This window comes from Tunturibacter gelidoferens (assembly GCF_040358255.1).
GTDB classification, from domain to species: Bacteria; Acidobacteriota; Terriglobia; order Terriglobales; family Acidobacteriaceae; genus Edaphobacter; species Edaphobacter gelidiferens.
Map to the genome: position 1 here is coordinate 3,707,236 of NZ_CP132938.1, position 21,828 is coordinate 3,729,063.

The 21,828-nt window shown below is 59.0% G+C and carries 18 protein-coding genes; 9 read left to right on the forward strand and 9 right to left on the reverse strand.

Translation table 11 applies throughout. The features are described from left to right. Window positions 1-15: 15 nt before the first annotated feature. Together RBB81_RS16225 and recN are read right to left on the reverse strand one after the other, a co-directional pair. Window positions 16-1,029 carry a 4-hydroxy-3-methylbut-2-enyl diphosphate reductase gene (locus RBB81_RS16225; protein WP_179583774.1) on the reverse strand — a complete coding sequence of 338 codons (1,014 nt, stop codon included), beginning with the start codon at window positions 1,027-1,029 and terminating at the stop codon, window positions 16-18. Window positions 1,030-1,408: 379 nt separating this feature from the next. After that, a complete protein-coding gene (gene recN / locus RBB81_RS16230) occupies window positions 1,409-3,103 on the reverse strand; it encodes a DNA repair protein RecN (protein ID WP_353073945.1) in 1,695 nt (564 codons plus the stop codon). 166 nt (window positions 3,104-3,269) lie between these two features. Between recN and RBB81_RS16235 the strand changes: the two genes are divergently transcribed. The 6 genes from RBB81_RS16235 (at window position 3,270) to RBB81_RS16260 (ending at window position 8,724) form a co-directional block, all read left to right on the forward strand. Beyond that, the gene (locus RBB81_RS16235; RefSeq protein WP_183788134.1) at window positions 3,270-4,055 is read left to right on the forward strand and encodes a MotA/TolQ/ExbB proton channel family protein; all 786 of its coding nucleotides are present in this window, start codon (window positions 3,270-3,272) and stop codon (window positions 4,053-4,055) included. Window positions 4,056-4,057: 2 nt separating this feature from the next. Then, complete coding sequence (locus RBB81_RS16240; RefSeq protein ID WP_179583776.1) at window positions 4,058-4,471, forward strand: ExbD/TolR family protein; 414 nt, start codon at window positions 4,058-4,060, stop codon at window positions 4,469-4,471. Beyond that, the gene (locus RBB81_RS16245) at window positions 4,410-5,282 is read left to right on the forward strand and encodes a TonB family protein (protein ID WP_179583778.1); all 873 of its coding nucleotides are present in this window, start codon (window positions 4,410-4,412) and stop codon (window positions 5,280-5,282) included. The genes RBB81_RS16240 and RBB81_RS16245 overlap by 62 nt, the downstream gene beginning before the upstream one ends. A 96-nt stretch (window positions 5,283-5,378) precedes the next feature. Next, entirely contained in the window at window positions 5,379-6,749 is a 1,371-nt protein-coding gene (locus tag RBB81_RS16250) for a DPP IV N-terminal domain-containing protein (protein WP_179583780.1), read from the forward strand. 86 nt (window positions 6,750-6,835) lie between these two features. Beyond that, the gene (locus RBB81_RS16255; RefSeq protein ID WP_183792082.1) at window positions 6,836-7,594 is read left to right on the forward strand and encodes an OmpA family protein; all 759 of its coding nucleotides are present in this window, start codon (window positions 6,836-6,838) and stop codon (window positions 7,592-7,594) included. Window positions 7,595-7,713: 119 nt separating this feature from the next. Further along, entirely contained in the window at window positions 7,714-8,724 is a 1,011-nt protein-coding gene (locus tag RBB81_RS16260; RefSeq protein WP_257025632.1) for a tetratricopeptide repeat protein, read from the forward strand. Between the two features lie 3 nt (window positions 8,725-8,727). Here the strand turns inward: RBB81_RS16260 and RBB81_RS16265 are convergent, their stop codons facing one another. Beyond that, complete coding sequence (locus RBB81_RS16265) at window positions 8,728-9,786, reverse strand: dihydrodipicolinate synthase family protein (RefSeq protein WP_353071378.1); 1,059 nt, start codon at window positions 9,784-9,786, stop codon at window positions 8,728-8,730. Between the two features lie 116 nt (window positions 9,787-9,902). Here RBB81_RS16265 and RBB81_RS16270 point away from each other — a divergent pair, with 116 nt between their 5' ends. Continuing rightward, the gene (locus RBB81_RS16270) at window positions 9,903-10,388 is read left to right on the forward strand and encodes a hypothetical protein (RefSeq protein ID WP_179583784.1); all 486 of its coding nucleotides are present in this window, start codon (window positions 9,903-9,905) and stop codon (window positions 10,386-10,388) included. A 15-nt stretch (window positions 10,389-10,403) separates the two neighbouring features. Here the strand turns inward: RBB81_RS16270 and carB are convergent, their stop codons facing one another. The 4 genes from carB to RBB81_RS16290 form a co-directional block, all read right to left on the reverse strand. Beyond that, window positions 10,404-13,718, reverse strand: a complete 3,315-nt coding sequence (gene carB, locus RBB81_RS16275; RefSeq protein WP_353071379.1) for a carbamoyl-phosphate synthase large subunit — start codon at window positions 13,716-13,718, stop codon at window positions 10,404-10,406. After that, complete coding sequence (locus RBB81_RS16280) at window positions 13,702-14,235, reverse strand: hypothetical protein (protein ID WP_353071380.1); 534 nt, start codon at window positions 14,233-14,235, stop codon at window positions 13,702-13,704. Before RBB81_RS16280 ends, carB begins: the two co-directional genes overlap by 17 nt. After that, on the reverse strand, window positions 14,236-15,378 hold the full coding sequence (gene carA / locus RBB81_RS16285; RefSeq protein ID WP_183788129.1) for a glutamine-hydrolyzing carbamoyl-phosphate synthase small subunit: 1,143 nt from the start codon (window positions 15,376-15,378) through the stop codon (window positions 14,236-14,238). A 396-nt stretch (window positions 15,379-15,774) separates the two neighbouring features. Next, a complete protein-coding gene (locus RBB81_RS16290) occupies window positions 15,775-16,086 on the reverse strand; it encodes a Rieske (2Fe-2S) protein (RefSeq protein WP_353071381.1) in 312 nt (103 codons plus the stop codon). A gap of 96 nt (window positions 16,087-16,182) precedes the next feature. On the opposite strand from RBB81_RS16290, the gene RBB81_RS16295 reads away from it, so the two are divergent. Both RBB81_RS16295 and RBB81_RS16300 read left to right on the forward strand, forming a co-directional pair. Further along, window positions 16,183-17,115 carry an alpha/beta hydrolase gene (locus RBB81_RS16295; protein ID WP_353071382.1) on the forward strand — a complete coding sequence of 311 codons (933 nt, stop codon included), beginning with the start codon at window positions 16,183-16,185 and terminating at the stop codon, window positions 17,113-17,115. 53 nt (window positions 17,116-17,168) lie between these two features. Beyond that, window positions 17,169-17,567: a DoxX family protein gene (locus RBB81_RS16300; protein ID WP_179583818.1), complete on the forward strand. Its 399-nt coding sequence runs from the start codon at window positions 17,169-17,171 to the stop codon at window positions 17,565-17,567. A gap of 293 nt (window positions 17,568-17,860) precedes the next feature. Here the strand turns inward: RBB81_RS16300 and RBB81_RS16305 are convergent, their stop codons facing one another. After that, window positions 17,861-19,183 (reverse strand): DUF1501 domain-containing protein, encoded by a 1,323-nt coding sequence (locus RBB81_RS16305; RefSeq protein WP_353071383.1) that lies wholly within the window; start codon window positions 19,181-19,183, stop codon window positions 17,861-17,863. A 218-nt stretch (window positions 19,184-19,401) separates the two neighbouring features. Next, window positions 19,402-21,633: a DUF1800 domain-containing protein gene (locus tag RBB81_RS16310; protein WP_353071384.1), complete on the reverse strand. Its 2,232-nt coding sequence runs from the start codon at window positions 21,631-21,633 to the stop codon at window positions 19,402-19,404. Window positions 21,634-21,828: the final 195 nt, after the last annotated feature.

The following is a 21,828-nucleotide window of genomic DNA, read 5'->3' on the forward strand; positions in this document are numbered from 1 at the left end:
CCGATACGAAATTCGTTACCGGTTTACTGGTGGAGCAGATGCAATCGCCTGAACGATCTCCGGCGGCAAGCCAAAGCGAACGTTCTCCGGCATCACTTCAACTTCATCGACCGAACCATACCCCATCGTCTGCAGATACTCGACAACGTCCTTTACCAGAACCTCTGGAGCCGAAGCACCAGCCGTCACAGCAACCGTGTCAACCCCATCAAGCCACTCCGGACGAATAGCATCTGCCGTGTCGATGAGGTATGAATTCGTATCCAGATTCTTGGAAACCTCGACCAGGCGATTGGAGTTGGAGCTGTTGGTCGACCCAACAACCAGAACCAGGTCCGCTCCGTGAGCAACATTCTTCACCGCAACCTGCCGGTTCTCCGTCGCATAGCAGATGTCCTGCGAGTGCGGCCCAACGATGTTGGGAAACTTATTCTTGAGCGCCTGAATCATATCCCGGGCCTCATCGAGCGATAAGGTCGTTTGCGTCAGATAAGCCACGCGATTCGGATCTGGCACAACAAGGTCCGCAACCTCCTGCACCGTCGAGACAACCTGAGTCACATCCGGAGCCTCACCCTGTGTACCCTCTATCTCGTCATGGTCACGGTGACCAATCAGCACCAGCGAGTACCCCTGCTTCGCAAATTTAATCGCCTCAACGTGAACCTTCGTCACCAGCGGGCAGGTAGCATCCACCACCTTCAGGCCGCGTTCCTTCGCCCGGTCACGGACCGCCGGCGAAACTCCATGAGCCGAGTAAATCACCCGCGCTCCCTCCGGAACCTCATCAAGTTCGTTGACGAAGATCGCGCCCTTCTTCGCCAGGTCGGTCACAACATAGCTGTTATGAACAATCTCTTTGCGAACATAGATCGGAGCGCCAAAGGTCTCCAGCGCAATCTGCACGATATCGATCGCGCGCACGACGCCGGCACAGAAGCCGCGAGGCTTGAGGAGGAGAACCCGCTTAGTTTTCGTTTTGTTGCCGCTATCGGTTACAACGGCGTGATCAAGGGTGGTTGTAGTCACGTCCCTAGTATACCGCGTTCAACCCCATCTAAGCACAGAATTGAACCATTGTAGGTGCAGCATCACAAGTCGAGAAAGCAACGAAAGTCGCACAAATAATAGAACCTTCTCGAGGTCTCCGGCATCGTCTTGGCGTCGTCCTATGGGTCCGAAACCTAGAGCTTCTGGCCAGCACAGGCCGGGTGACCGCAATCGCACTGCAGCTTCGTCTCACCCTTTGCTGTTTCACAGTATGCTGAACAGTACTTCTGTCCTGCAGGTGGGGTGCATAGACAACCTTTCATAGCGCATTTCTTGGAATCGTCCGACATCTCATCCTCCTGGATAGCATCTCCTCACTCGGATGCGTATGCGGTCTCACAAGATGTGCGGCAAACCATCATCGACTGCTTTCCAATAGGTGTTCTGCGTGTTTGAGACTGGTTTCCGTCAGCTTCGCCCCACTCAACATGCGTGCAATCTCGTGGGTTCGCTCCGAATTCTCCATCCGACGAACCTCTGTCTGCGTGCGGCCGCGTTTCTCCGTCTTTTCAATCAGGAAGTGCTGATCCCCAAACGCCGCAATCTGCGGCAGATGGGTAATACACAGCACCTGCTGGCCCTTCGACAAGGTCTTCAGCTTCCGCCCAACCGCCTCCGCCGCTCGTCCGCCGATGCCAATATCGATCTCATCAAAAACCAGCGTCCGCGGAAGAGCCGACTTCTTCTTCCTCCCCGCCCCTCCCGACGCTGCTTCCTCCACCGTCACCTTCAACGCCAGCATCACCCGCGACATCTCACCACCCGAAGCGATCTCATGCAACGGCTTCATCGGCTCTCCGGCGTTGGTCGCAATCAGACACTCCACCTGATCCCATCCATGCGCGGTCCAGTTCTCCGAAGACTTCTCCGCCGTAACCCGAACATGAAACCGAGTGCTCATTGCCAGGTCATTGATCTGCGCCTCGGCCAGCTTCTCCAGCCGCTTCGCAGCCTCCGCACGTCCACCGGTGAGCTTCGTCGCGACAACTTTGTAAGCCTCCGCATCCCGCTCCTGCTTCGCCTTCAGTTCAATCAGCAGCGCATCGCGATTCTCAACCTCAGCCAGCTGCCGCGCCGCCTTCGCACCAAAGTCGATGACCTCTTTCAAACTCTGCCCATACTTCCGCTTCAACCGATCGAGCGCAGCCAGCCGATCTTCAATCTCTTCCAGCCGCCCCGGCGCAGCGTGAACATTGTCAGCAAAATCCCGCACCTCGGCATCGACGTCTTCAACGATCGCCTTCGCAGCCGCTAACTGTTGCGCAGGCTCCTGAAACCGTGCATCGTACCGAGCCAGCTCCTCCACATGCTTCAACGCCGCACCCAGTGCGCCCTCCGCAGAGCTCTCCGATTCATAAAGCAACTCATGCGCGCTCATGGCAGCCGTATAAAGCTTCTCCGCATTCCCCAACACGCGTTTCTCTGCCTCAAGCTGCGTGTCTTCATCTTCCGCAGTCAACCCAGCCTGGTCGATCTCCTTGCTCTGAAAGCGCCACAGATCCGCCATCCGCAAACGGTCCTGCTCGGCAGACTGCAGCTCGTCCAGTTTGTCCGTAGTCGCACGCCACGCAGCAAACGCCTCCGCCACACTATCGATATTCACTCCACCAAAGCGATCCAGCAGAATCCGCTGCTGCGCCTGGTCAAACGAGCCCATCGTCTCCCCTTGCGAGTGGACCAGCGCAAGCTCGGGCGCAAGCTGTCGCAACACCCCCACAGTCGCTGGCTGATTATTAACAAACACCCGCCCCTTGCCATTCACCAGGATCTCCCGTCGCAGCAAAAGATGATCCGACTCACTGTCGATCCCATTCGCCTCCAGAATCGCAGCCGCCCCCTGCGTCAGCTCGAAGACGCAGCTAACCACCGCCTTCTCTTCCCCATGACGAACAAAGTCCGCCGATGCCTTTCCTCCCAGCAGCAGCGCCAGGGCGTCGATCAAGATCGACTTCCCCGCGCCCGTCTCGCCAGTCAGCAGGTTAAGACCAAGCCCGAACGTAGCGACCGCACGGTCGATCACAGCATAGTTTTCCGCGCGCAACTCCAGCAGCATAAGGCCCTCAGGCAAACACGTATCGCGAGAATAGCAAACCTCGCTCCCACCCACCATTTCCGCCAGAAAACAGGGCACACACTCGCACCACAGCAGATGCCCCGCCCCGATTGCCAGCCACATTGCCCCAACCACGATTTACACTAAGTTCTGGTACACAACAACTATGGTCTGGACCCTTTCCTTAGCTCTCTACTTTTTTCAGGAAGACCCCTCTGCCGCCGCGCCCCCCGCGGCCTCCAACACCAGCGCCCTGGTAGAGATGATCCATAACAGCGGCCCCGTTGCCTTTGCCGTCCTGGTCATCCTGCTTCTCGCCAGCATCTTCTCGTGGGCCATCATGTTCTCCAAGTGGTCGAGCTTCAGCAGAGCCCACACTCAAAGCCAGCGCTTTGTCCGGGCCTTTCGCAAATCGACTCGCCTCAGCGAAATCGCCGCCGTAGCCGACCAGTTCAGGCCCAGCCCACTCGTCGCCGTCTTCACGGAGATCCACGACGAGTATCAGCGTCAGAACGGCGGACGCGGCCTCCCCCGCAATCCAGTCGCCCTCGAACGCGCCGCTCAAACTGCCTCAAGCGAAGCCCTCACCGCGATGGAAAGCCGCATGACCTGGCTTGCCACCATCGCCGCCATCGCTCCCTTCATCGGCCTCTTCGGCACCGTCATGGGCATCATCGACGCCTTCCACGGCCTCGGCACCGCTGGCGCCGCGACCCTCCGCGCCGTCGCCCCCGGCATCTCGGAGGCCCTCATCACCACCGCCGCCGGCCTCGTCGTCGCCATTCCCGCCGTCGTCGGCTACAACCAACTCACCGCCCGTCTCCGCGAGTTCGGCGCGCGGATGGACGACTTCGGACGCGAGCTACTCAACGCCATCGAAAACGCAGCCATGATCAGTCCTCCCAGCCCGCCGCAGCCGCAAGCCGAAGAAGTTCGCAGGAGAACCTTCTAGCCATGGCCTTCTCTGCAAAGGGACGCACCCAGACCGCGCTCGCCGAGATCAACATCACTCCGCTGGTCGACGTCGTTCTTGTCCTTCTGCTTATCTTCATGCTCACCGCCCCGGTTCTCCAGTCCGGTGTCGAGGTTGCCATCCCCAAGACGCGCTCCGTCAACCAGCTCACCGAAGAACGCATGGTCGTCACCATTGACCGCGAGCAGAACGTCTTCCTCCAGGACAAGCCCGTCAACGTCAACCAGCTCCCCACGCTGCTGAGATCCACCGGCAAAGCCGAGCCCTCCAAGCGCATCATCTACCTGCGAGCCGACGAGCGCGTGCCCTTCGGCGCATTCGCTTCGGTTATGGATGCGGTCAAGCAGGCCGGCATCACCAACATCAGCATCGTCACCCAACCAATCCAGAAGTGAGGAGGGTGACATAAATACGTCTCTCACAATCGGTCGCGACAGCGATGGCAATCCCGATAAGCTCGGCGCGAACTTCGTCGGCTCCATCGTGCTGCACGGCCTCATCGCTGCGGCCATCCTGGGCTGGGCCTTTCTCTTCCACACACGAGGCCACGACTGGGGCGAGAACGCCTCCAACGCAGGAGCCATTCAGGCCACCATGGTCTCCTCGCTCCCGCTTCCACCCACACAACGCACCCTCGACACCGGCGTCCTCACATCGGAAGCGCCAAGCCCCGCGCCCGTCATCACCAAGGAAAGAACCGAACCGCCGCCTACACCCAACGAAGTAGTGATCCCTGAAAAGATCACCAAACCAATCAAAGAAGCTGAAAAGCCCACGCCAGCGCCACCAAAACACATCCAGCCCGTCACCCCTCCGCCAACCAAAGCAGTCACAGGCGAAACCGCAGGCGTCCGCATCGCGCAATCGACGCTGGAGGTAAAAAACGGGACCGCAAGTGTCTCCGTCGAAGACCGTACCTTCGGCCAGCGCTTCGCCTACTACGTCAACATCGTCAACAGCAAGGTCGCGCAAAACTGGTACACCGCCGAGGCTGATCCGCGTACCTCCATTGGGAAAAGCACCACCATCATCTTCGATATCAATCGCGAAGGAGTTCCCTCCAACCCCCGCGTCGAATCCCCCAGCGGCTCACCCTCGCTAGACCTCTCCGCCATGCGCGCCGTGCAGCGAGTCGACGGCTTCGGTCCTCTGCCGCAAGGCGATCACATCACCGTCGAATACACCTTCCACCTTCATCCCCAGTGAAAAAAGTTGCGCCTGTTGGAGTGCTTCCCTTGATTCCGCTGAGCAACCTGCGCCAAGCACCCCATCAAGACAACTTTGCGTCTAACATAAGACATAATGCATAGACCGAAACGAACGCCAGTCAGTCGGCACTCTTATTGGCACAATATAGTAGCTCTGCTCTTTCTTCTTGCATGCGCCTTCGCCCTACAAGCGCAGGAAGGCTTCAAGACTGAAACCTCCAGCGGAGTCTCCAACATCCGCATCGCAGTCGCCGACTTCAAACCCGCCTCCGCAGATCCGCAAACCTCCGCCTTCAAACACACCTTCGACGCGACCCTCTACGCGGACCTGGCGAACGCTGGCATCTTCGACATCGTCTCGAAGAGTCTCCTCCCGGAATCCACTCCAGGCGCACCCGCCGAGATCAGGATTCAGCAGTGGGCCGATGCACCGACGTCCGCGGCCATGGTGGCCTTCGGCAACTTCAGCGTTCAGGGCAACAGAATCACCTGCAACGGCTTCCTCTTCGACGCAAAGAATCTCCAGTACCCACAGGTCCTCGCCAAGCAGTACAACGAGGACGCCACCGACGACTCAGCCCGCCAGATCGCCCATCGCTTCGCCGACGAGATCATCTTCCGTCTCAGCGGAGGAAGTCAGGGTATCGCAGAATCCAAGATCTACTACGTCAAGCTCACAGGCGCCGACAAAGAGATCTGGCAGATGGACTACGACGGAGCCAACCAGCACCCTCTCACACACCTCGGCACGGTCTCCCTATCTCCTCGCATCTCGCCCGACAACTCCCGCCTGGCCTTCTCCTCACTAGGCCGCGATGGCTTTCAAATCCGCATGTTCTCTCTCGTCCTCAACCGCATGGTGAACTTCTCCGCAACCGGCGGGACCAATCTCTCGCCGGCATGGTCGCCCAACGGCAAGGACATCGCCTACTCCTCCTCCCGCAGCGGCGACCCTGAGATCTGGATCTCCGACACCAACGGAGGCACCTCCCGCCGCGTCACCAGCTTCCGCGGCCCCGACGTCTCACCCGTCTTCAACCCCCGCACCGGCTCGCAGATCGCCTGGATCAGCGGACGCACCAATCTGCCCCAACTCTACGTCATGGACGTTGACGGCTCCAATATCCAGCGCATGACCGACGGTGGATACGCAACGTCCCCCTCATGGTCTCCCAACGGACAGTTCCTCACCTTCGCCTGGGATCGCAAGTACGGCCCAGGCGCTCCCGGTGGACAGGATATCTACGTCATGGAGATCGCCACTAAACGCTGGATTCAACTCACCCACGACGGCGGTCGTTGCGACTTCCCCTCCTGGTCTCCAGACGGGCGTCACATCGTCTACGCCAACTCACCCGATGGCAAAGCCACCCACATGAAGATCATGACCATGCTGGCCGACGGCACGCAAAAACATGAACTCACCGGCGCTGGCGCAGACATGCCCAACTGGAGCTGGAAGTAAACATTCTTATCGTCTCTGCGGAAGCGCTTCGCAGGCAACTTGATCTTTGATCCACTAACGTTGGCAGGAGATATCAAATGAACGCGATGCAAATAGGAATTCGCAAGACCTTGGTGATTGCAGTAACCCTCATTTCCATCGGCGCCGTCACCGGCTGCCACAAGAAGGCCAGCGGCATTGACCCGAATGCGCTCGGCCCGGCGCCTGCTCCTCCAGCGGCCGCCCCCACTGCCACCATCACCGCAGATCCGCTCTCCATCGATGTCGGCCAATCCGTCGTCCTCAACTGGCGCACACAGAACGCAGCCTCTGTCACCATCGACGGCATCGGCGACGTGAGCACCAACGGCACCCAGACCGTCGCTCCGTCCACCTCCACCAACTTTCATCTCACTGCCAAGGGTGACGGCGGCACCACCGAAGCCAGCGTGCGCGTAACCGTCCGCGTACCTGCCGCCCCCACTGCGCCTCCTCCGGCAGACACGGACATGGGCACCGAAGCCGCCTTTCACCAGAACGTTCAGGACGTCTTCTTCGACTACGATAGCTTCGATCTTCGTCCCGACGCGACGTCAGCTGCATCCAAAGCAGCAGCGTACCTCACCGCTCACCCCGCCATCCGGGTAGTTATCGGCGGTTACTGCGACGACCGCGGCTCCGCAGAGTACAACCTCGCCCTCGGCGAGAACCGCGCCAACGCAGCTCGCACCGCTCTGGTCTCCGCTGGCGTGCCGGCCAGCCGTCTCCGCGTCATCAGCTACGGAAAAGAGAAGCAGTTCTGCACTGAAGAGAACGAGAGCTGCTGGCAGCAAAACCGCCGCGCCCAGTTCTCCCTCGACCGCTAGCCTCAACGCAACCAATCAAAAACCATCCCTTCCCCTGTCCTGATTCAAGGACAGGGGTTTCTGCTAACCTGACCCCAACTCTTTTTAGTTCCTCGCGCAGCCCACCACGCTGAGGGTCGATGGAAGACAGAAAGCCGAGTGCCTCTGACATGATCAAACCAATTCAACCCGTTCACCGTAAATTTGCCATCCCGACGATTCCATTAGCCGCTCTCCTCGCGGTCATCCTATTCTCCTCCGCCCCAGCCTTCGCCGTAAGCAAAGACATGGTGCAGCTGCAGACCCAGATTCAGGAGCTGCAGGACGCGGTAGCCCGGCTTCAGCAGTCCAACGATGAGCGCATGGGCGTCATGAAAGACCTCATCCAACAAAGCGCCGACTCCATCAACAAGATGGGTGCAAACGTCGACGCAATGCGCAAGCAGCTACAGACCCAGCAGGAGGCGCAAGGCGGAAAGGTCGACCAGGTCTCCGGCCAGATTCAATCCCTCAACGACTCCGTCGACGAGATCAAGGCACGCATCGCAACCCTCCAGAAGCTCATGCAGGATGTCCAGAGCCAGCAGCAGTCCATGAGCGCCGGAATGCCGCAGCCGACAGGCTCAGCGGCCCCCCAACCCTCGAACTCCGCACCGATCACAACCGCGCCTCCAACGGGCCCGGCCCCCATCGTGAGAAAAGGCAAACCCTCGGCAAACATCCCCCAGGCAGCCGACACTCCCGGTCCCGCCGTCCCTCCCGCCGACGAGCTCTACAAGACCGCCCTCGGCGACTACATGGCCGCCAAGTACCCCCTCGCATCCTCTGAGTTCGGCGACGTCGTCAAGTACTACCCCGACAATCCCCTCTCAGGAAACTCCTTTTACTACCAGGCGGAGATCGACTTCCGCGACGGCCGCTACCCCGCAGCCATCAAGTCCTACGATGCCGTCCTCGAGCAGTATCCTGACAGTAATAAGGTCCCCGCCTCCCACCTTCACAAAGGCATCGCCCTCTTCAACCTCAAGGAGAACGAAGCCGGCACCCGCGAGCTCCGCGCCCTCATCCAACGCTTCCCCAATGCGCCGGAGTCGATGCAGGCTCGCAGCAAACTCAGCGGCATGGGCATCCCCGTCACACCCAAGCACTAACCCTCAGTTACGTATCCCCTGCATCAGAGCCTCAATCTCGGCCCGTTCTTCCCCGCTAAGCGGCAGCCAAGGCAGACGCGCCCTCCCTCCGAAGTACCCATTCAAATCACACCCAAACTTGATGCCTCCAACCCCCATCTGGTTCTCTATCCTTGCCGCCACATCCTGCAACCTCATCTGCTTCTCCTGCGCCAACCCTTCATCCCCATCTTTCCAGGCTGCCAGCACCTCATAGCAGGCCTGCGGAGCCGCCGCCGCAAACGCCGGCATCGCTCCCACTGCGCCACTCTTCAGGCCTTCAAACATTCCATCAGTCCTTCCAGCCAATACTTGAAATCCCACCACCTTCGTTCGCGTCTTCGCCATAGTCTTCGAAGGTGTAGCCACCGCAGCTCCCCCTTCCGTCAATGCAGTCGCCAGAATCAAATCTTTCGCCTCGGCGCCTTCACTCCGACTCTGCATCCTCCCAGTCACGGCCGCGAACACTGCAGTCACCGTGACATCGCGTTTATAGCTAGCAGTGCCCGTCATGATCGCCTTCATCCGCTCGCGGTCGCCCGAACCATCCACCATCCCGAGAACCTTCGAATGTCCCGCGAGCTCGATGACAACCTCCGCGGGCAGCACAGCGCCACCCTCCGCAGACGAGCTGTACAACACCACCGGCAGCGCCGACCGGTCGCCCACCGCCTGGAAATAAGCCATCAGCTCTTTCGTCCGTTCTCCAGTACCCCGAAGCATCGAAGGACACTTCATAAGCACAGCATCATATCCAAACTCAGCAGCGGACTCCGCCAAATCCAGCGTCCCCGCCACGCTATCGCGCGACACACCTGCAATCAGCACCTTCTCCACCGCAGCCGACGCAACAACACTCCGCAACACATGTCGCGTCTCTTCTTCCGACAGCAGAGTCGGCTCACCTACATCACACAGCGCGACAAGTCCGGCGGCCGGCGTCTTCGAGTAGCGAGCGACATTGTGTTCCAGCTTATGGAGATTAAGGCGTCCGTCGGGATAGAACGGTGTAGTCAGCGGCAGTTGAAGTCCATCAAGAAGCATCTCTCTATTCTAAGAGCGAATGCCCAAACCATGCGAAGCCGTGCCCCATACCCCGAAAGACGTAACCACAGGCCGTCTCGACGAAACCCCATTGAAGTAATCTAACCCTGATACCTATGACCAACGGACGAGACATCTCGCAGGGCAAATCTCTCGGCGACCTTGGCCGCGAAGCCTCCTGGTTTCTCACCCACACCCTCATCGCCGTCCTCATGCTCGCCATCGTCATCGTAGTCATCTCGCTCAACCACCCAGACCCAGACTCAGCGACTCCCAAAGTGCTCGCCACCATTCTGGCCGCCCTGATCCCCCTCTTCGGCGGAGCGATCGTCACTCGCCTCCTGCAAAACGACATCGCGCCCTACACCTGGATCTCAGGTCTGGTCATCTTCTCCATCGTATGTGTCTGGGTGCTCGACCTGCCCACAGGCAAAGGCCTCTGCGAAGGCTGCGGAGCAGTGGAAAAGCTCTGGCGCACCTTCTTCACCTTCCGCCATGGCAGCGGGCTCATGGGTGGGGACGGCCTCCTCATCGGCACCTGGCTCCCCCTGTCAATGATCAGCTACGCCATCGGCGCAAAGATCGCCCGCGAGCCCTACTAACCCACCTGATATCTTCTAGTCGACCACCGCAACCGCTTTGACCTCGCCCGCAATCCTGTTCGCGTGAAGCGTCTGCAACGCCACAACACTCAAGGTACCGTCCTGCAACGCGGAGATCCCCTCGGCCGCTGCCCGTGCCGCTGCCAGCGTCGTAATCGTCGGGATCCTCGCCATCACCGCCGCGCGCCGAATCGCCTTCTCATCAAAGAACGTATCCTGCCCATGCGGCGTGTTCACGATCAGCTGAATCCGATCTCCCTTGATCAGGTCAACCACATTCGGCCGACCCTCCTTCACCTTGTAGACGCGCTCCGGCTGCAGCCCAGCCTGTTCCAGCACAAGAGCCGTGCCATGCGTAGCTACCAGGTGAAATCCCATCTCCACAAAATCCCGCGCCAGCAACACTGCGCCTTCCTTATCGTGATCATTGACGCTCAGAAACACCGTCCCCTGCAACGGAAGCACCTGCCCCGCGGCGATCTGCGCCTTCGCAAACGCCTCGCCAAAGTTATCCGCAACCCCCATCACCTCGCCCGTAGACTTCATCTCCGGTCCAAGCACCGTATCCACGCCCGGGAACTTGCCCCACGGAAACACCGGCGACTTCACAAAGTAATGCGAGCCCGTCTCCAGATCCTTGCCACTGGCAGTCTGCTCCGGCAGCAACTCCTTCAGCTTCCGACCCACCATAATCCGCGAAGCAATCTTTGCCAGCGGAATCCCGGTCGCCTTCGAAACATAAGGCACCGTCCGCGAAGCCCGAGGGTTCACCTCAATCACGTAGACAATCCCGCGCTGAATCGCAAACTGAATATTCACCAGCCCGCGCACGCTCAACGCCATCGCCAGCTTGCGCGTGTACTCGCGAATCATCCGCAGCACGTCATCGCTCAGATCAACCGCAGGCAGCACGCAGGACGAGTCGCCCGAGTGAATCCCCGCCTCTTCAATGTGCTGCATGATTCCTGCGATCACCACATCGTCGCCATCGCACAGCGCATCCACATCGCACTCGACTGCGTCTTCCAGGAAGTGGTCGATCAACACCGGCCGCTCCTGCGAGTACTCGATCGCCGTCGACATATACCGCACAACTGCCTCATCGTCGTACGCGATCACCATCGCGCGTCCACCCAGAACATACGAAGGCCGCACCAGCACCGGATAACCCACACGATTCGCGCCAGCCACAGCCTCTTCCACGCTCGTCGCCATCGCGCCCTCAGGCTGTGGAATCTTCAACTCTTCAATCAGTTTTCCAAACCGTTTTCGGTCTTCCGCTAGATCAATCGACTCCGGCGACGTCCCAATAATAGGAACACCAGCCTTCTTCAGCGGCAGCGAAAGATTCAGCGGCGTCTGACCGCCAAACTGCACGATCATCCCGATCTCCGCACCCGAAGAAGCCTCGTGCTCATACACCCCAAGCACATCCTCCAAAGTCAGCGGCTCGAAGTACAGCCGGTCGCTCGTGTCATAGTCGGTCGACACCGTCTCCGGATTGCAGTTCACCATGATGGTCTCGTAACCATCCTCACGCAGCGCAAACGCCGCATGGCAGCAGCAGTAATCGAACTCAATTCCCTGCCCGATACGATTCGGCCCACTCCCCAGAATCAGAATTTTCTTCTTCTTCGTCGGCGCCGCTTCATCTTCCTCGTCATAGCAGCTGTACAGATAAGGCGTGTAGCTCTCAAACTCACCCGCGCACGTATCCACCATCTTGTACACCGGCACCACGTTCAGCTTCTTCCGCAACGCCCGCACAGCCGCCGTCCCTTCAGCGCCAGTCAAACCCCAACTCGCAGCCAGCCTCTCATCCGAGATCCCCATCCGCTTAGCCGCGCGCAGTTGCTCCGCCGTCACCTCCGCCATCGGCACTCCGCCAACAGCCTTGATCTCATCCGTAATCTGCTTCATCTGATACAGAAACCACGGGTCCATCGAGGTCATGCGTGCAACCTCACGCACCGTCATCCCCCGCTCAAACGCGTACCGGATGTAGTTCAGTCGTTCCGGATGCGGCGTCACCAATCGCTGCGTCAACCGCCGCGGCTCAATCTCATCTGCCGTCGCCTTCTTACCCGTCTCCAGCGACCGCACCGCCTTCATCATAGCTTCCTTGAAGGTTCTGCCGATAGCCATCACCTCGCCGACCGACTTCATCTGCGGTCCCAGAACCTCATCCGCGCCAGGAAACTTCTCGAACTGCCACTTCGGAATCTTCACCACGACATAGTCAATCGTCGGCTCGAAACAGGCAGGCGTCGCCTTCGTAATATCGTTCTGAATCTCATCGAGCGTGTACCCGACCGCCAACCGCGCCGCAATCTTCGCAATCGGAAAACCCGTCGCCTTACTCGCCAGCGCCGACGAACGCGACACACGAGGATTCATCTCAATCACCGTCATGCGCCCGTTCAGCGGATTCACTGCGAACTGCACATTGCTGCCGCCCGTCTCCACACCAATCTCACGAATCACACGAATCGCCGCATCCCGCATCGCCTGGTACTCGCGATCGGTCAACGTCTGCGCCGGCGCCACCGTAATCGAATCACCAGTATGCACGCCCATCGGATCGAAGTTCTCAATCGAGCAGATGATGATGACGTTATCCTTCAGGTCCCGCACCACCTCCAGCTCATACTCCTTCCAACCCAGCACGCTCTCTTCCAGCAGACACTCATGCACCGGCGAGAGATCAAGCCCACGCGAAAGAATCTCCATCAACTCCTCGCGGTTGTAAGCAATTCCTCCACCCGAACCGCCCAGCGTAAACGAAGGCCGAATCACTACCGGAAATCCAATCTTCGTCGCAAACTCCAACCCATCGCGAATATTGTTGATCAGCGCAGACCGCGGCATATCCAGCCCGATCTTCGTCATCGCATCCTTGAACAGCAGCCGATCCTCAGCCTTCTTGATCGCCTCCAGCTTCGCGCCGATCAGCTCAATCCCCAACTTATCCAGCACGCCCGAGTCCGCAAGATCGACCGCAAGATTCAGCGCCGTCTGCCCACCTACCGTTGGCAGTACCGCAAACTTCCCCTTGCCGCACAACCCATCCGAATCAAGCATCTCCTTCTCAACGCGGAGAATCTCCTCGAGATAAGCGGCATTCAGCGGTTCAATATAGGTTCTATCCGCAACCTCAGGATCGGTCATGATCGACGCCGGATTCGAGTTCACCAGCACGACCTCATAGCCCTCGGCCTTCAGCGCCTTACAAGCCTGAGTCCCCGAGTAATCGAACTCCGCCGATTGACCAATCACAATCGGCCCCGAGCCGATCACCAAAATCTTCGCAATGTCATTCCTGCGTGGCATTCATCTTCTCCGCTTCTTGCAACGAACCGCCACAAGGCAACGATTCGATAGTTCTGTAAATCGGTACATGACTCAACTCTGCCGCATACTCCTCGGCATCATCCGGATGGCTGATCAAATCCCGCGAATCCGGCTTGTAGTACTTCACGTGAAAACTTCCAACCGTTCCATCGGCCTCTGGGTAAAGATTAGCTTCACCCAGCCACTGACCCCACATCTCCACACTTCCAAGCAACGCGGTCAGCCTTCCAGCGCTGTCGAACTTGTAATCAAAAACAACTTCATGATCCGGATAAAACTGCCGCAATCGAGCCGCTTCGAGCACGGTTCCCGCAAAGGAAAGCTCCGCAAACACTGTTCCAGCCCGTGGATTGATCAGTGGCTGAAACCGTTGCAAGCTCCACGCGCCGTTCATCGCGTGTGTGCAGTACACAGCTTTTGTCTTTCTCTTGACTCCAAAAACAGAAGAAGAAAACAGAAGCAGCACCATGAGAAAAGTGCCACCTCGCAAAATCATCTACTTCTTCCACTCTTCCATCATCTTCCGGAAATCCTTGAAGAGATAATGCGAGTCGTGCGGCCCCGGACTAGCCTCCGGATGGTACTGCACACTGAACATCGGGTCCGTTTTATGCTTCAAACCAGCCAGTGTCTGATCGTTCAGATTCGTATGCGTCTTCTCCACTGTCTTCTCATCCAGAGACTTCGGATCGACAGCGAAGTTATGATTCTGCGCAGTAATCTCAACCTTCCCCGTCTGATGATTCATGATCGGGTGGTTTCCGCCGTGGTGCCCGAACTTCAGCTTGTAGGTCGTACCGCCCAGCGCCAGCCCAAAGATCTGGTGGCCAAGACAGATCCCGAAGATCGGCGCCTTCCCCTGCAACTGCTTCACATTCTCAACCGCATACTCCAGCGGCTCAGGATCGCCCGGCCCATTCGAGAAGAACACCCCATCCGGCTCCATCGCCAGCACATCCGCAGCCGAAGTCTTCGCCGGAACCACGGTCACGCGGCAGTTCTCCCGCGTCAGCATCCGCAGGATATTCTCCTTGATCCCGAAGTCATACGCGACCACGTGCATCTGCTTCGCGTCTTCACCGAGTGCGGCCGTCAGCAACGAATCGCCCGTCTGATTCTTCGGCTCATTCGCATCCCACTCATAAGCCACCTTCGTGCTCACGACGCTTGCGAGATCGGTTCCTTCCATCTTCTTGATCGCCCGTGCCTTCGCGACCAGCGCATCCACGTCCAGATTCTCCCCCGAAGCAATCACCCCGCGCATCACGCCATTGGCCCGCAGATGACGCACCACCGCACGCGTATCGATCTCCGCAATCACCGGCACGCCATAGCGCTCGAGGTACTCATCCGCCACCTGCGTCGAACGCCAGTTCGAACTCATCGGCGAAAACTCGCGCGTCACCAATCCTTCAATGAACGGCTTCTTCGACTCCGCGTCGCTCGGCGTCGTCCCATAGTTCCCAATATGTGGATTTGTAAGAACCACGATCTGACCCGCATAAGAGGGATCGGTAAAGATCTCTTGATAGCCGGTCAGTGATGTATTGAAGACCACCTCGCCCGAGCATTCCGCCCGCGCGCCAAAACTCTTACCCCGAAAAACGCGCCCATCTTCTAGCGCCAGTATTGCCTGCATTGCCTCTCCTGCCTGGAGTGGATTTAATAGATTCTATCAGCATTACCGCTGCAAAACGCCGATCGCAGGCAAATCCCTTCGCACGCAAAAAGGGCTCGGCACAATCGCCGAGCCCTTTCACAATCTGTTCAAACTCTAGCTGTGGTGGTGATGATGATGGTGACGATGATGATGATAGGTAGACGCGTTAGCAGGTATTACAGCACCGGCAAGAACAACGAAGGCAACCACAGCAAGAAACAACGAACGCAGCTTCATGACAGAACTCCCTTTCGATTAGCCACTCTTTCGAATGGTTTGTAGCTAAGTGGCAGCGTAACCCGTCCTCCAGTAGGTAAGGGACATATTTTTCCTCAATCGAAGCGATGTTCCGACCTTGATTCCCCAATCGGTCCGCTATTCGATATCCACCAGAACGTCCTCACCCTCCACCCGCAGCGGAAACACCTCCACCCGCTCATGCGCCGGATACTCCGCCAGCCCCGTCTTCACATTGAAAGCCCACGAGTGCCACGGACAAACCACGGCCTCACCCTCTATCCAGCCCTGCCCCAGCGGCCCCTGCCGATGCGGACACACGTTATCCAGTGCCGACAGCTCCCCATTCACATTCGCCAGGCAAACCGCGACACCCTCTACCTCGGCCTCCATCACCCGTCCCGCCGGAGGAGCCTCCGCCACCCCGCACAACCTCACCCACTGCGCCACTCGAAATCCTCCGCCATCTCCATCTTAGAGGCTCGGGCTTCCCAAACAACTCATCACCCCACCTCGAATGCTAAAGTCGATACAGAAGCCCGACTCATGCCCCGCCCCACTCCGAAGTCTAGCAAGCGCACCCAGCCAACCAACGCCCAGCCTGAAGTCGTAAGCCCTCTCTGGCTCGTCAAGGCCATCGCCGTCACCATCGTTGCAGCCCTCTTCTGCGGCTATCTCACCCTCTGCCTGCTCTTCTACCAGGGCCAGTGGCAGCTCGTCCTCCACCCAATCCGCACCTTCGCAGCGCCAACCTCTATAGCAGGCATCCCTTACGAGCTCATCCACTTCGGCCCCGACGAATCCGCCACCCCACAGCTCACCGGCTGGTGGATCCCCTCCTCACCCGGAGCCCGCTATGCCCACGCCACCATCCTCTTCCTGCCCGGCGCCGACGGCTCCCTGGCCGACTCCATCCCCACCCTCGCCAGCCTCCACAACCTCGGCCTCAACGTCTTCGCCTTCGACTACCGCGGCTACGGCCAAAGCGCCGCAACCCGCCCCAGCCAGCAAAACATGACCCACGACGTCGACTCCGCCTGGCAATACCTCACCACCTCCCGCGCCCTCCCACCGCAACAGATCATTCCCTACGGAACCGGCGTAGGAGCCTCCCTCGCCACCCAGCTCGCCGCATCTCACAACACCATTCCCGCCCTCATCCTTGACTCTCCACGCGCCGACCTCCTCGAACTAGCCCAATACGACCCCCGCGCCCGCCTCCTTCCAGTCCGCCTCATCTTTCACGAGCACTTCCCCCTCGCCGCACCGCTCTCCGCCCTCAGAACTCCCAAGCTTCTCCTCACCCGCGCCGCCTCACCCGACCAAAGCTTTCGCACCGCCGCCGATCCCAAACTCACCGTAGAACTCCCGTCACCCGCCGACGCACTCTACAGCCAGAGCCTCGCCCGCTTTCTCGACCAATACCTCCCGCCCGCCCCAACCCAACAACTCGTACCTTCCCCGGCACCCACCCAATAAGATCCCCTCACTTCCTCATCGCCTCCGCGATAACCTTTTCAGAAGGGATCTCTATGACGAAATGGCTTAACAGCCTGCAACCCACCGGCGCGCTCCTCATGCGCCTCATTCTCGGCGTCTCCATGGCGGTCTACGGCTACCACAAGGTCCTGCCTCTCAGCGCCCTGCACCACTACGCCCACTACGTCACCACCCTCGGCCTGCCTTACTGGCTCGGATACGTCTCGGCCTACACCGAGTTCATCGGCGGCATTCTCCTCATCCTGGGTCTTCTCACCCGCCTCACCGCAGCTCTGGTCGCAATCAACATGCTGGTAGCCTTCGTCACCGTCGGCATCCATCAGGGCTTCGACTTCTACAACTACATCCTCGCCCTGGCCGTCCTGGCCATCATGCTGCTCTTCTACGGAGCGGGAGCCATGGCCCTCGACCGCAAGATCGGCCTCGCCTAGCGGAAACACTTACAACTGAAACGCCTTCATGAGGTCAGAAACAGTTGCCCAAATGGAGAGAAGGCTCCCGGTATTCTGGGAGCCTTACATTGTGGTGGGGAGTTCTTTTGTTGCGGATATGGGAAGCCGGAACTGTGGGAACTGCAAGCCCGACTGTCGTGTGTTACATCCAATAAGACGCAGGATCTAAAGAAAAGTTGCCGTCCTTTTTCCACTATTTTGTATTTTGTTGATTTTTACATTCCATAAACAGAAGAGTGACACACTTGATACATACACAACCCAGAGCCACGTTACGCCTGAGAGAAGTTCAAAAACTCACTCGGATTCACACGCGCTCCCGGAAACACCAGCTCAAGATTCCTCACCCCTAAAGTCTTATTTGCTGCCTCGCCCAGCACACGTCGGAAGTCTGTCGTGACCGTCAGATCCCGACCCTCGTTCAACTGCTCATTCGCCAGCCCTGGCCACTTGCCGTACACCTTGCCGCCCCTCACCCTGCCGCCCAGCACAAACATCACATTCGCATGCCCATGGTCGGTACCACCCGTCCCATTCTGCCGAGCTGTCCGTCCAAACTCCGACATCGTCACCAGCGTCACATTCTCCGCATCGTCTCCCATGTCCTTCCAGAACGCCGCAATCGTGTCCGAAAACTCCTTCAGCCGATTCGCCAGCTGTCCATTCACACTTCCCTGATTCTGATGCGTGTCCCATCCGCCAACATCGGAGAACGCCGCCTCCACCCCCAGGTTCGCTTTCATTAGTTGCGCCACCTGCTTCATGCTGTTGGCGAACGGCGTGTTCGGATACACCACCCCCGCCGCCGGCTGATACTTCGCCGGGTCCGCCGACTTCAACATCTTCACCGCCTCGAACGTCTCCTGCCCCGTCCCATGCAGCACCGCATCCGAGCTCTCGTCGTACATCGCCTGAAACGCGTTGCTGATCTGCGAAGTCTGCGGTCCCTTCCCAGCCACGGAAAAATCCGCCAGATTACTCACCGCGATAGCCGGCACCTTACCCTGCAACGTCCGCGGCACCTGCGTTCCCAGCGCCACCGCACGAAACGCCGAAGTCTTTCCCGTCAGGATCTCTGCCTGCAACGCGCGATTCAACCATCCATCCGACGTAACCTTCACCCCCGGCGTCCCGCTCTCCATATAATCTTGCGCGTCAAAGTGTGACCGCGTTGTATCGGGCGAACCCGCCGCGTGAACAATCGCAAGATGCCCCTGCTCATAAAGCGGTTTGAACGCCGACATCGCCGGATGCAGCCCAAAAAATCCATTCAGATCCAGAACGTCCTTCTCCTGAATCGCAATCGAAGGCCGCATCGCATAATAGTTCTTCTCCTTGTAGGGAACCACGACGTTCAACCCATCCGCCGCGCCCCGTTGAAACAGAACCACCAGCTTCTTCTTATTTGCCGCCGCCGTCGTCACCTCGGCCAAAACGCTTCGCGACAGGAACTCCGGAATCGTCGAAGTCCCGATCAGCGCCAGCGCCCCACCCTTCATAAACCCGCGCCGAGTCACCCCACGCCGCGCTCGATCCCGCCCATGAAGATCGCAACCCCAATCGCTCTGATCCGCCATATTCTTCATGTTCGCCATCTTAGACCCCTATCTAAAGCCGTTGTCTTCTTTTGTCTGTACTTTTGTTTGTCATTCCGCATCCTGAGCGAAGCCGAAGGGGAAGGAATCTGCTTTGTCCTTGCTTTCGCAGATCAACTGCGCTCTCCACATCTCTGCATTTACAAACGCGATTGCCGTCAGGAAGTTGCACAATCTCGTTTTCACTCAAAGAGACCGCCGTTTCGTGAGCAATCAGCCTACCGCCGCTGAAACTCCGGCGATCCAAGCAGCAGTCCCGCCATCCCAGCTGCCTCGCGGTCCAGTGGCGGCCTCACCCGTTGCTTCGGCGAAGAGATATTCAACACCTGCGCCATCGGTTCCTGTTCGTTCGCCCGTATCCCAAAGCTCTTCTCTGCCTGCTGCTGGGTCGTCTGATCCTGAAACTGCGCCAGCACCGTCTCGCGGGTACGGTCGCTCACCGCCTGACCAAGAAGCACCGCCTCCAGCTTCCTCTCTTTTTCTGCAGCCGAATCGCCCGCTCCCGAACTCTGCGCCGCTCCAGGCTCTCCCAGCAACCGCGTCCAATCCGTCTGCACTCCCCCGATGCGGTCATTACTCAACGACACTGCAAAATTCAGTCGGTTCACCAGATCACCCGAGTTCACCCACGGCTCTGCCATCCAACTATAACCATTCGGAGTCTGCATCCCATACATCGGCATCCCCAGCTTCTCCAGCGCCTGGAACAACGGAATCGCCGTCGTCACCTCGGCCCCGCTCGCCCGCACGGCAGACACCACAAACTCCTCCGGCGTCTTCACCTTCGCCCGGTAAACCTCCGGCGACCAGAACTCAGGCGAATCGAACATCGTCCGCAGCACCGTTTTGATATCTCCCCCGCTCGAGACAAAAGCGTTCGCCATCCTGTCCACCAGCGCCGGCGGAGGCGTGTCGCTCACAAACCGCACCGCCAGCTTCATCGAGATAAACTGTGCCGTCGCCGGACTGGTCGCCAGCATACGCAGCACCTCCAGCCCCTCGGCCTCGCCATGCTCCCCGATCTTCTTCCCCAGAACAGTCTTCGTACCCGGCTCATGCCGCCGCTCCTCAAACCGATACGCACCACTCCGCGCTGGCTGATCGATCGTCCATCCCGTCAGCACCTCCGCCACCTGCGTCACGTCCTGCTGCGTATACCCGCGCCCGCACGCCTTGTCCAGCATGCTCACCGGACGATCCGCGCTCACCTCGCACTGCACTCCCAACGTGTGCAGCTCCATCAACTCCCGCGCATAGTTCTCATTCAACCCGCGATCCTTCAGCGCCTGCTTCACCTGCGGATTTTGCGCAAACTTCGCAAACCTCCCGCCATTCCTCGCCGCCACAGAATCCGGCCCGATGCTCTGCCAGTTATCCAGATACATCAGCATCGCCGGGCTCTTCGCCGTCGCCACCAGTAGGTCTTCGAACTTCCCCAGCGCATGCGGCCGAATCGTATCCCGCTCGTAAGCCGGCAGCAGAAACGGCTCATTCTGATTCTTCTTGATATACACATTGAAGTGGTTCAGCCAGAAGTCGGTCATCACCGCCTCCAGCTGCCGCTCGCTGTAGACATCGCGCAGCATCCGCGACTCCAACAGCTCCGCTCCAATCATCCTCGGCGAACCCTGCAGCGCAGCCAGCGTCTCCCGCTGCATCGGAGACAGATCATCCGCCGCCGCAAGCAGCTCACTCCTGCTCAGGCTTTTGCGAAAGCGCACCAACTCCTCCGGCGGCATCGACAGAATTCGCTGCATCCTCTGGTCCGGAGGCAGATTGATCACCCGCACCGCATCCAACCCCGAGTAAAACTGCTCCTCATGCGTAGCCATCGCCGGTGTCGCCGGATCAACCCCATCCCCTGGCAGCGCCGCACTGCTCTTCATCTCCTCCGCACTCTTCGCCATCGAGCCATCACTTGCCGTGGCCATCCCATCCTCGCCCCCACCGTTCTTAGCGGCAGCAGCCTGCTCCGCCTCTTTCTTAGCCTTCGCCGCCTTATAAAACGCAATTTGATCCGCATAGATAGCACGCTCCACGGGATCACCCGGAAGCGGCTCATTCTTCGCAATCATCTGCCGCAGCAGAGCAGGACTCGGATACCGCTGCATCAACTCCGCCTGCTCCATCCTCATTGCAGGAAACGCAGCCAAACGCTCCTCCAGCGCCGAATCATCGATGCTCTGCGGATTCAGCTGCCGCTCGAACCACGCCTTCACCCCAATCGCCCGCACCGCAGCCACATCCCCCGGCCGCGGCCCAAAAGTAAACCGGTTCAGCGCATGCAGCACCCGCTGCTCACTCTGAATCTGCTGCACCGATGGCGCCACCGCTTTCTTCGTCAAAGCCGCCGCCACCATCGGCTGCTCCACCATCAACACACACAAAACACCCGAAACTAAAACCCTAACCCCACCGATAAGAACTCCGGCTCTCTGTCCAGATCGCATCGCCACTCCTCACTAAGCGCCGAAAAAACCAACAGCGCAACCAACCGCAGATTTACACCTGCAATAGGAGACACCAAACCAGCGCATCAGTTGCGAAATCCGCGCACACCCATCCAAGCCTTACTTCTGACCAACGGGAAGACCCACGCACCACCTCCAGCCACGACCGGTAGACACGTCACGAAGTGACCGCCC

Excerpts from the sequence above, each read along its gene's own strand:
- RBB81_RS16300 (WP_179583818.1), top strand. The coding sequence starts at position 17,169 with ATGACGAAATGGCTTAACAGCCTGCAACCCACCGGCGCGCTCCTCATG.
- RBB81_RS16310 (WP_353071384.1), bottom strand. The coding sequence starts at position 21,633 with ATGCGATCTGGACAGAGAGCCGGAGTTCTTATCGGTGGGGTTAGGGTT.
- carA (WP_183788129.1), bottom strand. The coding sequence starts at position 15,378 with ATGCAGGCAATACTGGCGCTAGAAGATGGGCGCGTTTTTCGGGGTAAG.
- RBB81_RS16245 (WP_179583778.1), top strand. The coding sequence starts at position 4,410 with ATGCGGTCAAGCAGGCCGGCATCACCAACATCAGCATCGTCACCCAAC.
- RBB81_RS16295 (WP_353071382.1), top strand. The coding sequence starts at position 16,183 with ATGCCCCGCCCCACTCCGAAGTCTAGCAAGCGCACCCAGCCAACCAAC.
- RBB81_RS16240 (WP_179583776.1), top strand. The coding sequence starts at position 4,058 with ATGGCCTTCTCTGCAAAGGGACGCACCCAGACCGCGCTCGCCGAGATC.
- carB (WP_353071379.1), bottom strand. The coding sequence starts at position 13,718 with ATGCCACGCAGGAATGACATTGCGAAGATTTTGGTGATCGGCTCGGGG.
- RBB81_RS16265 (WP_353071378.1), bottom strand. The coding sequence starts at position 9,786 with ATGCTTCTTGATGGACTTCAACTGCCGCTGACTACACCGTTCTATCCC.
- RBB81_RS16280 (WP_353071380.1), bottom strand. The coding sequence starts at position 14,235 with ATGATTTTGCGAGGTGGCACTTTTCTCATGGTGCTGCTTCTGTTTTCT.
- RBB81_RS16260 (WP_257025632.1), top strand. The coding sequence starts at position 7,714 with ATGGAAGACAGAAAGCCGAGTGCCTCTGACATGATCAAACCAATTCAA.
- RBB81_RS16305 (WP_353071383.1), bottom strand. The coding sequence starts at position 19,183 with ATGGCGAACATGAAGAATATGGCGGATCAGAGCGATTGGGGTTGCGAT.
- RBB81_RS16255 (WP_183792082.1), top strand. The coding sequence starts at position 6,836 with ATGCAAATAGGAATTCGCAAGACCTTGGTGATTGCAGTAACCCTCATT.
- RBB81_RS16250 (WP_179583780.1), top strand. The coding sequence starts at position 5,379 with ATGCATAGACCGAAACGAACGCCAGTCAGTCGGCACTCTTATTGGCAC.
- RBB81_RS16235 (WP_183788134.1), top strand. The coding sequence starts at position 3,270 with ATGGTCTGGACCCTTTCCTTAGCTCTCTACTTTTTTCAGGAAGACCCC.
- RBB81_RS16270 (WP_179583784.1), top strand. The coding sequence starts at position 9,903 with ATGACCAACGGACGAGACATCTCGCAGGGCAAATCTCTCGGCGACCTT.
- recN (WP_353073945.1), bottom strand. The coding sequence starts at position 3,103 with ATGCTGCTGGAGTTGCGCGCGGAAAACTATGCTGTGATCGACCGTGCG.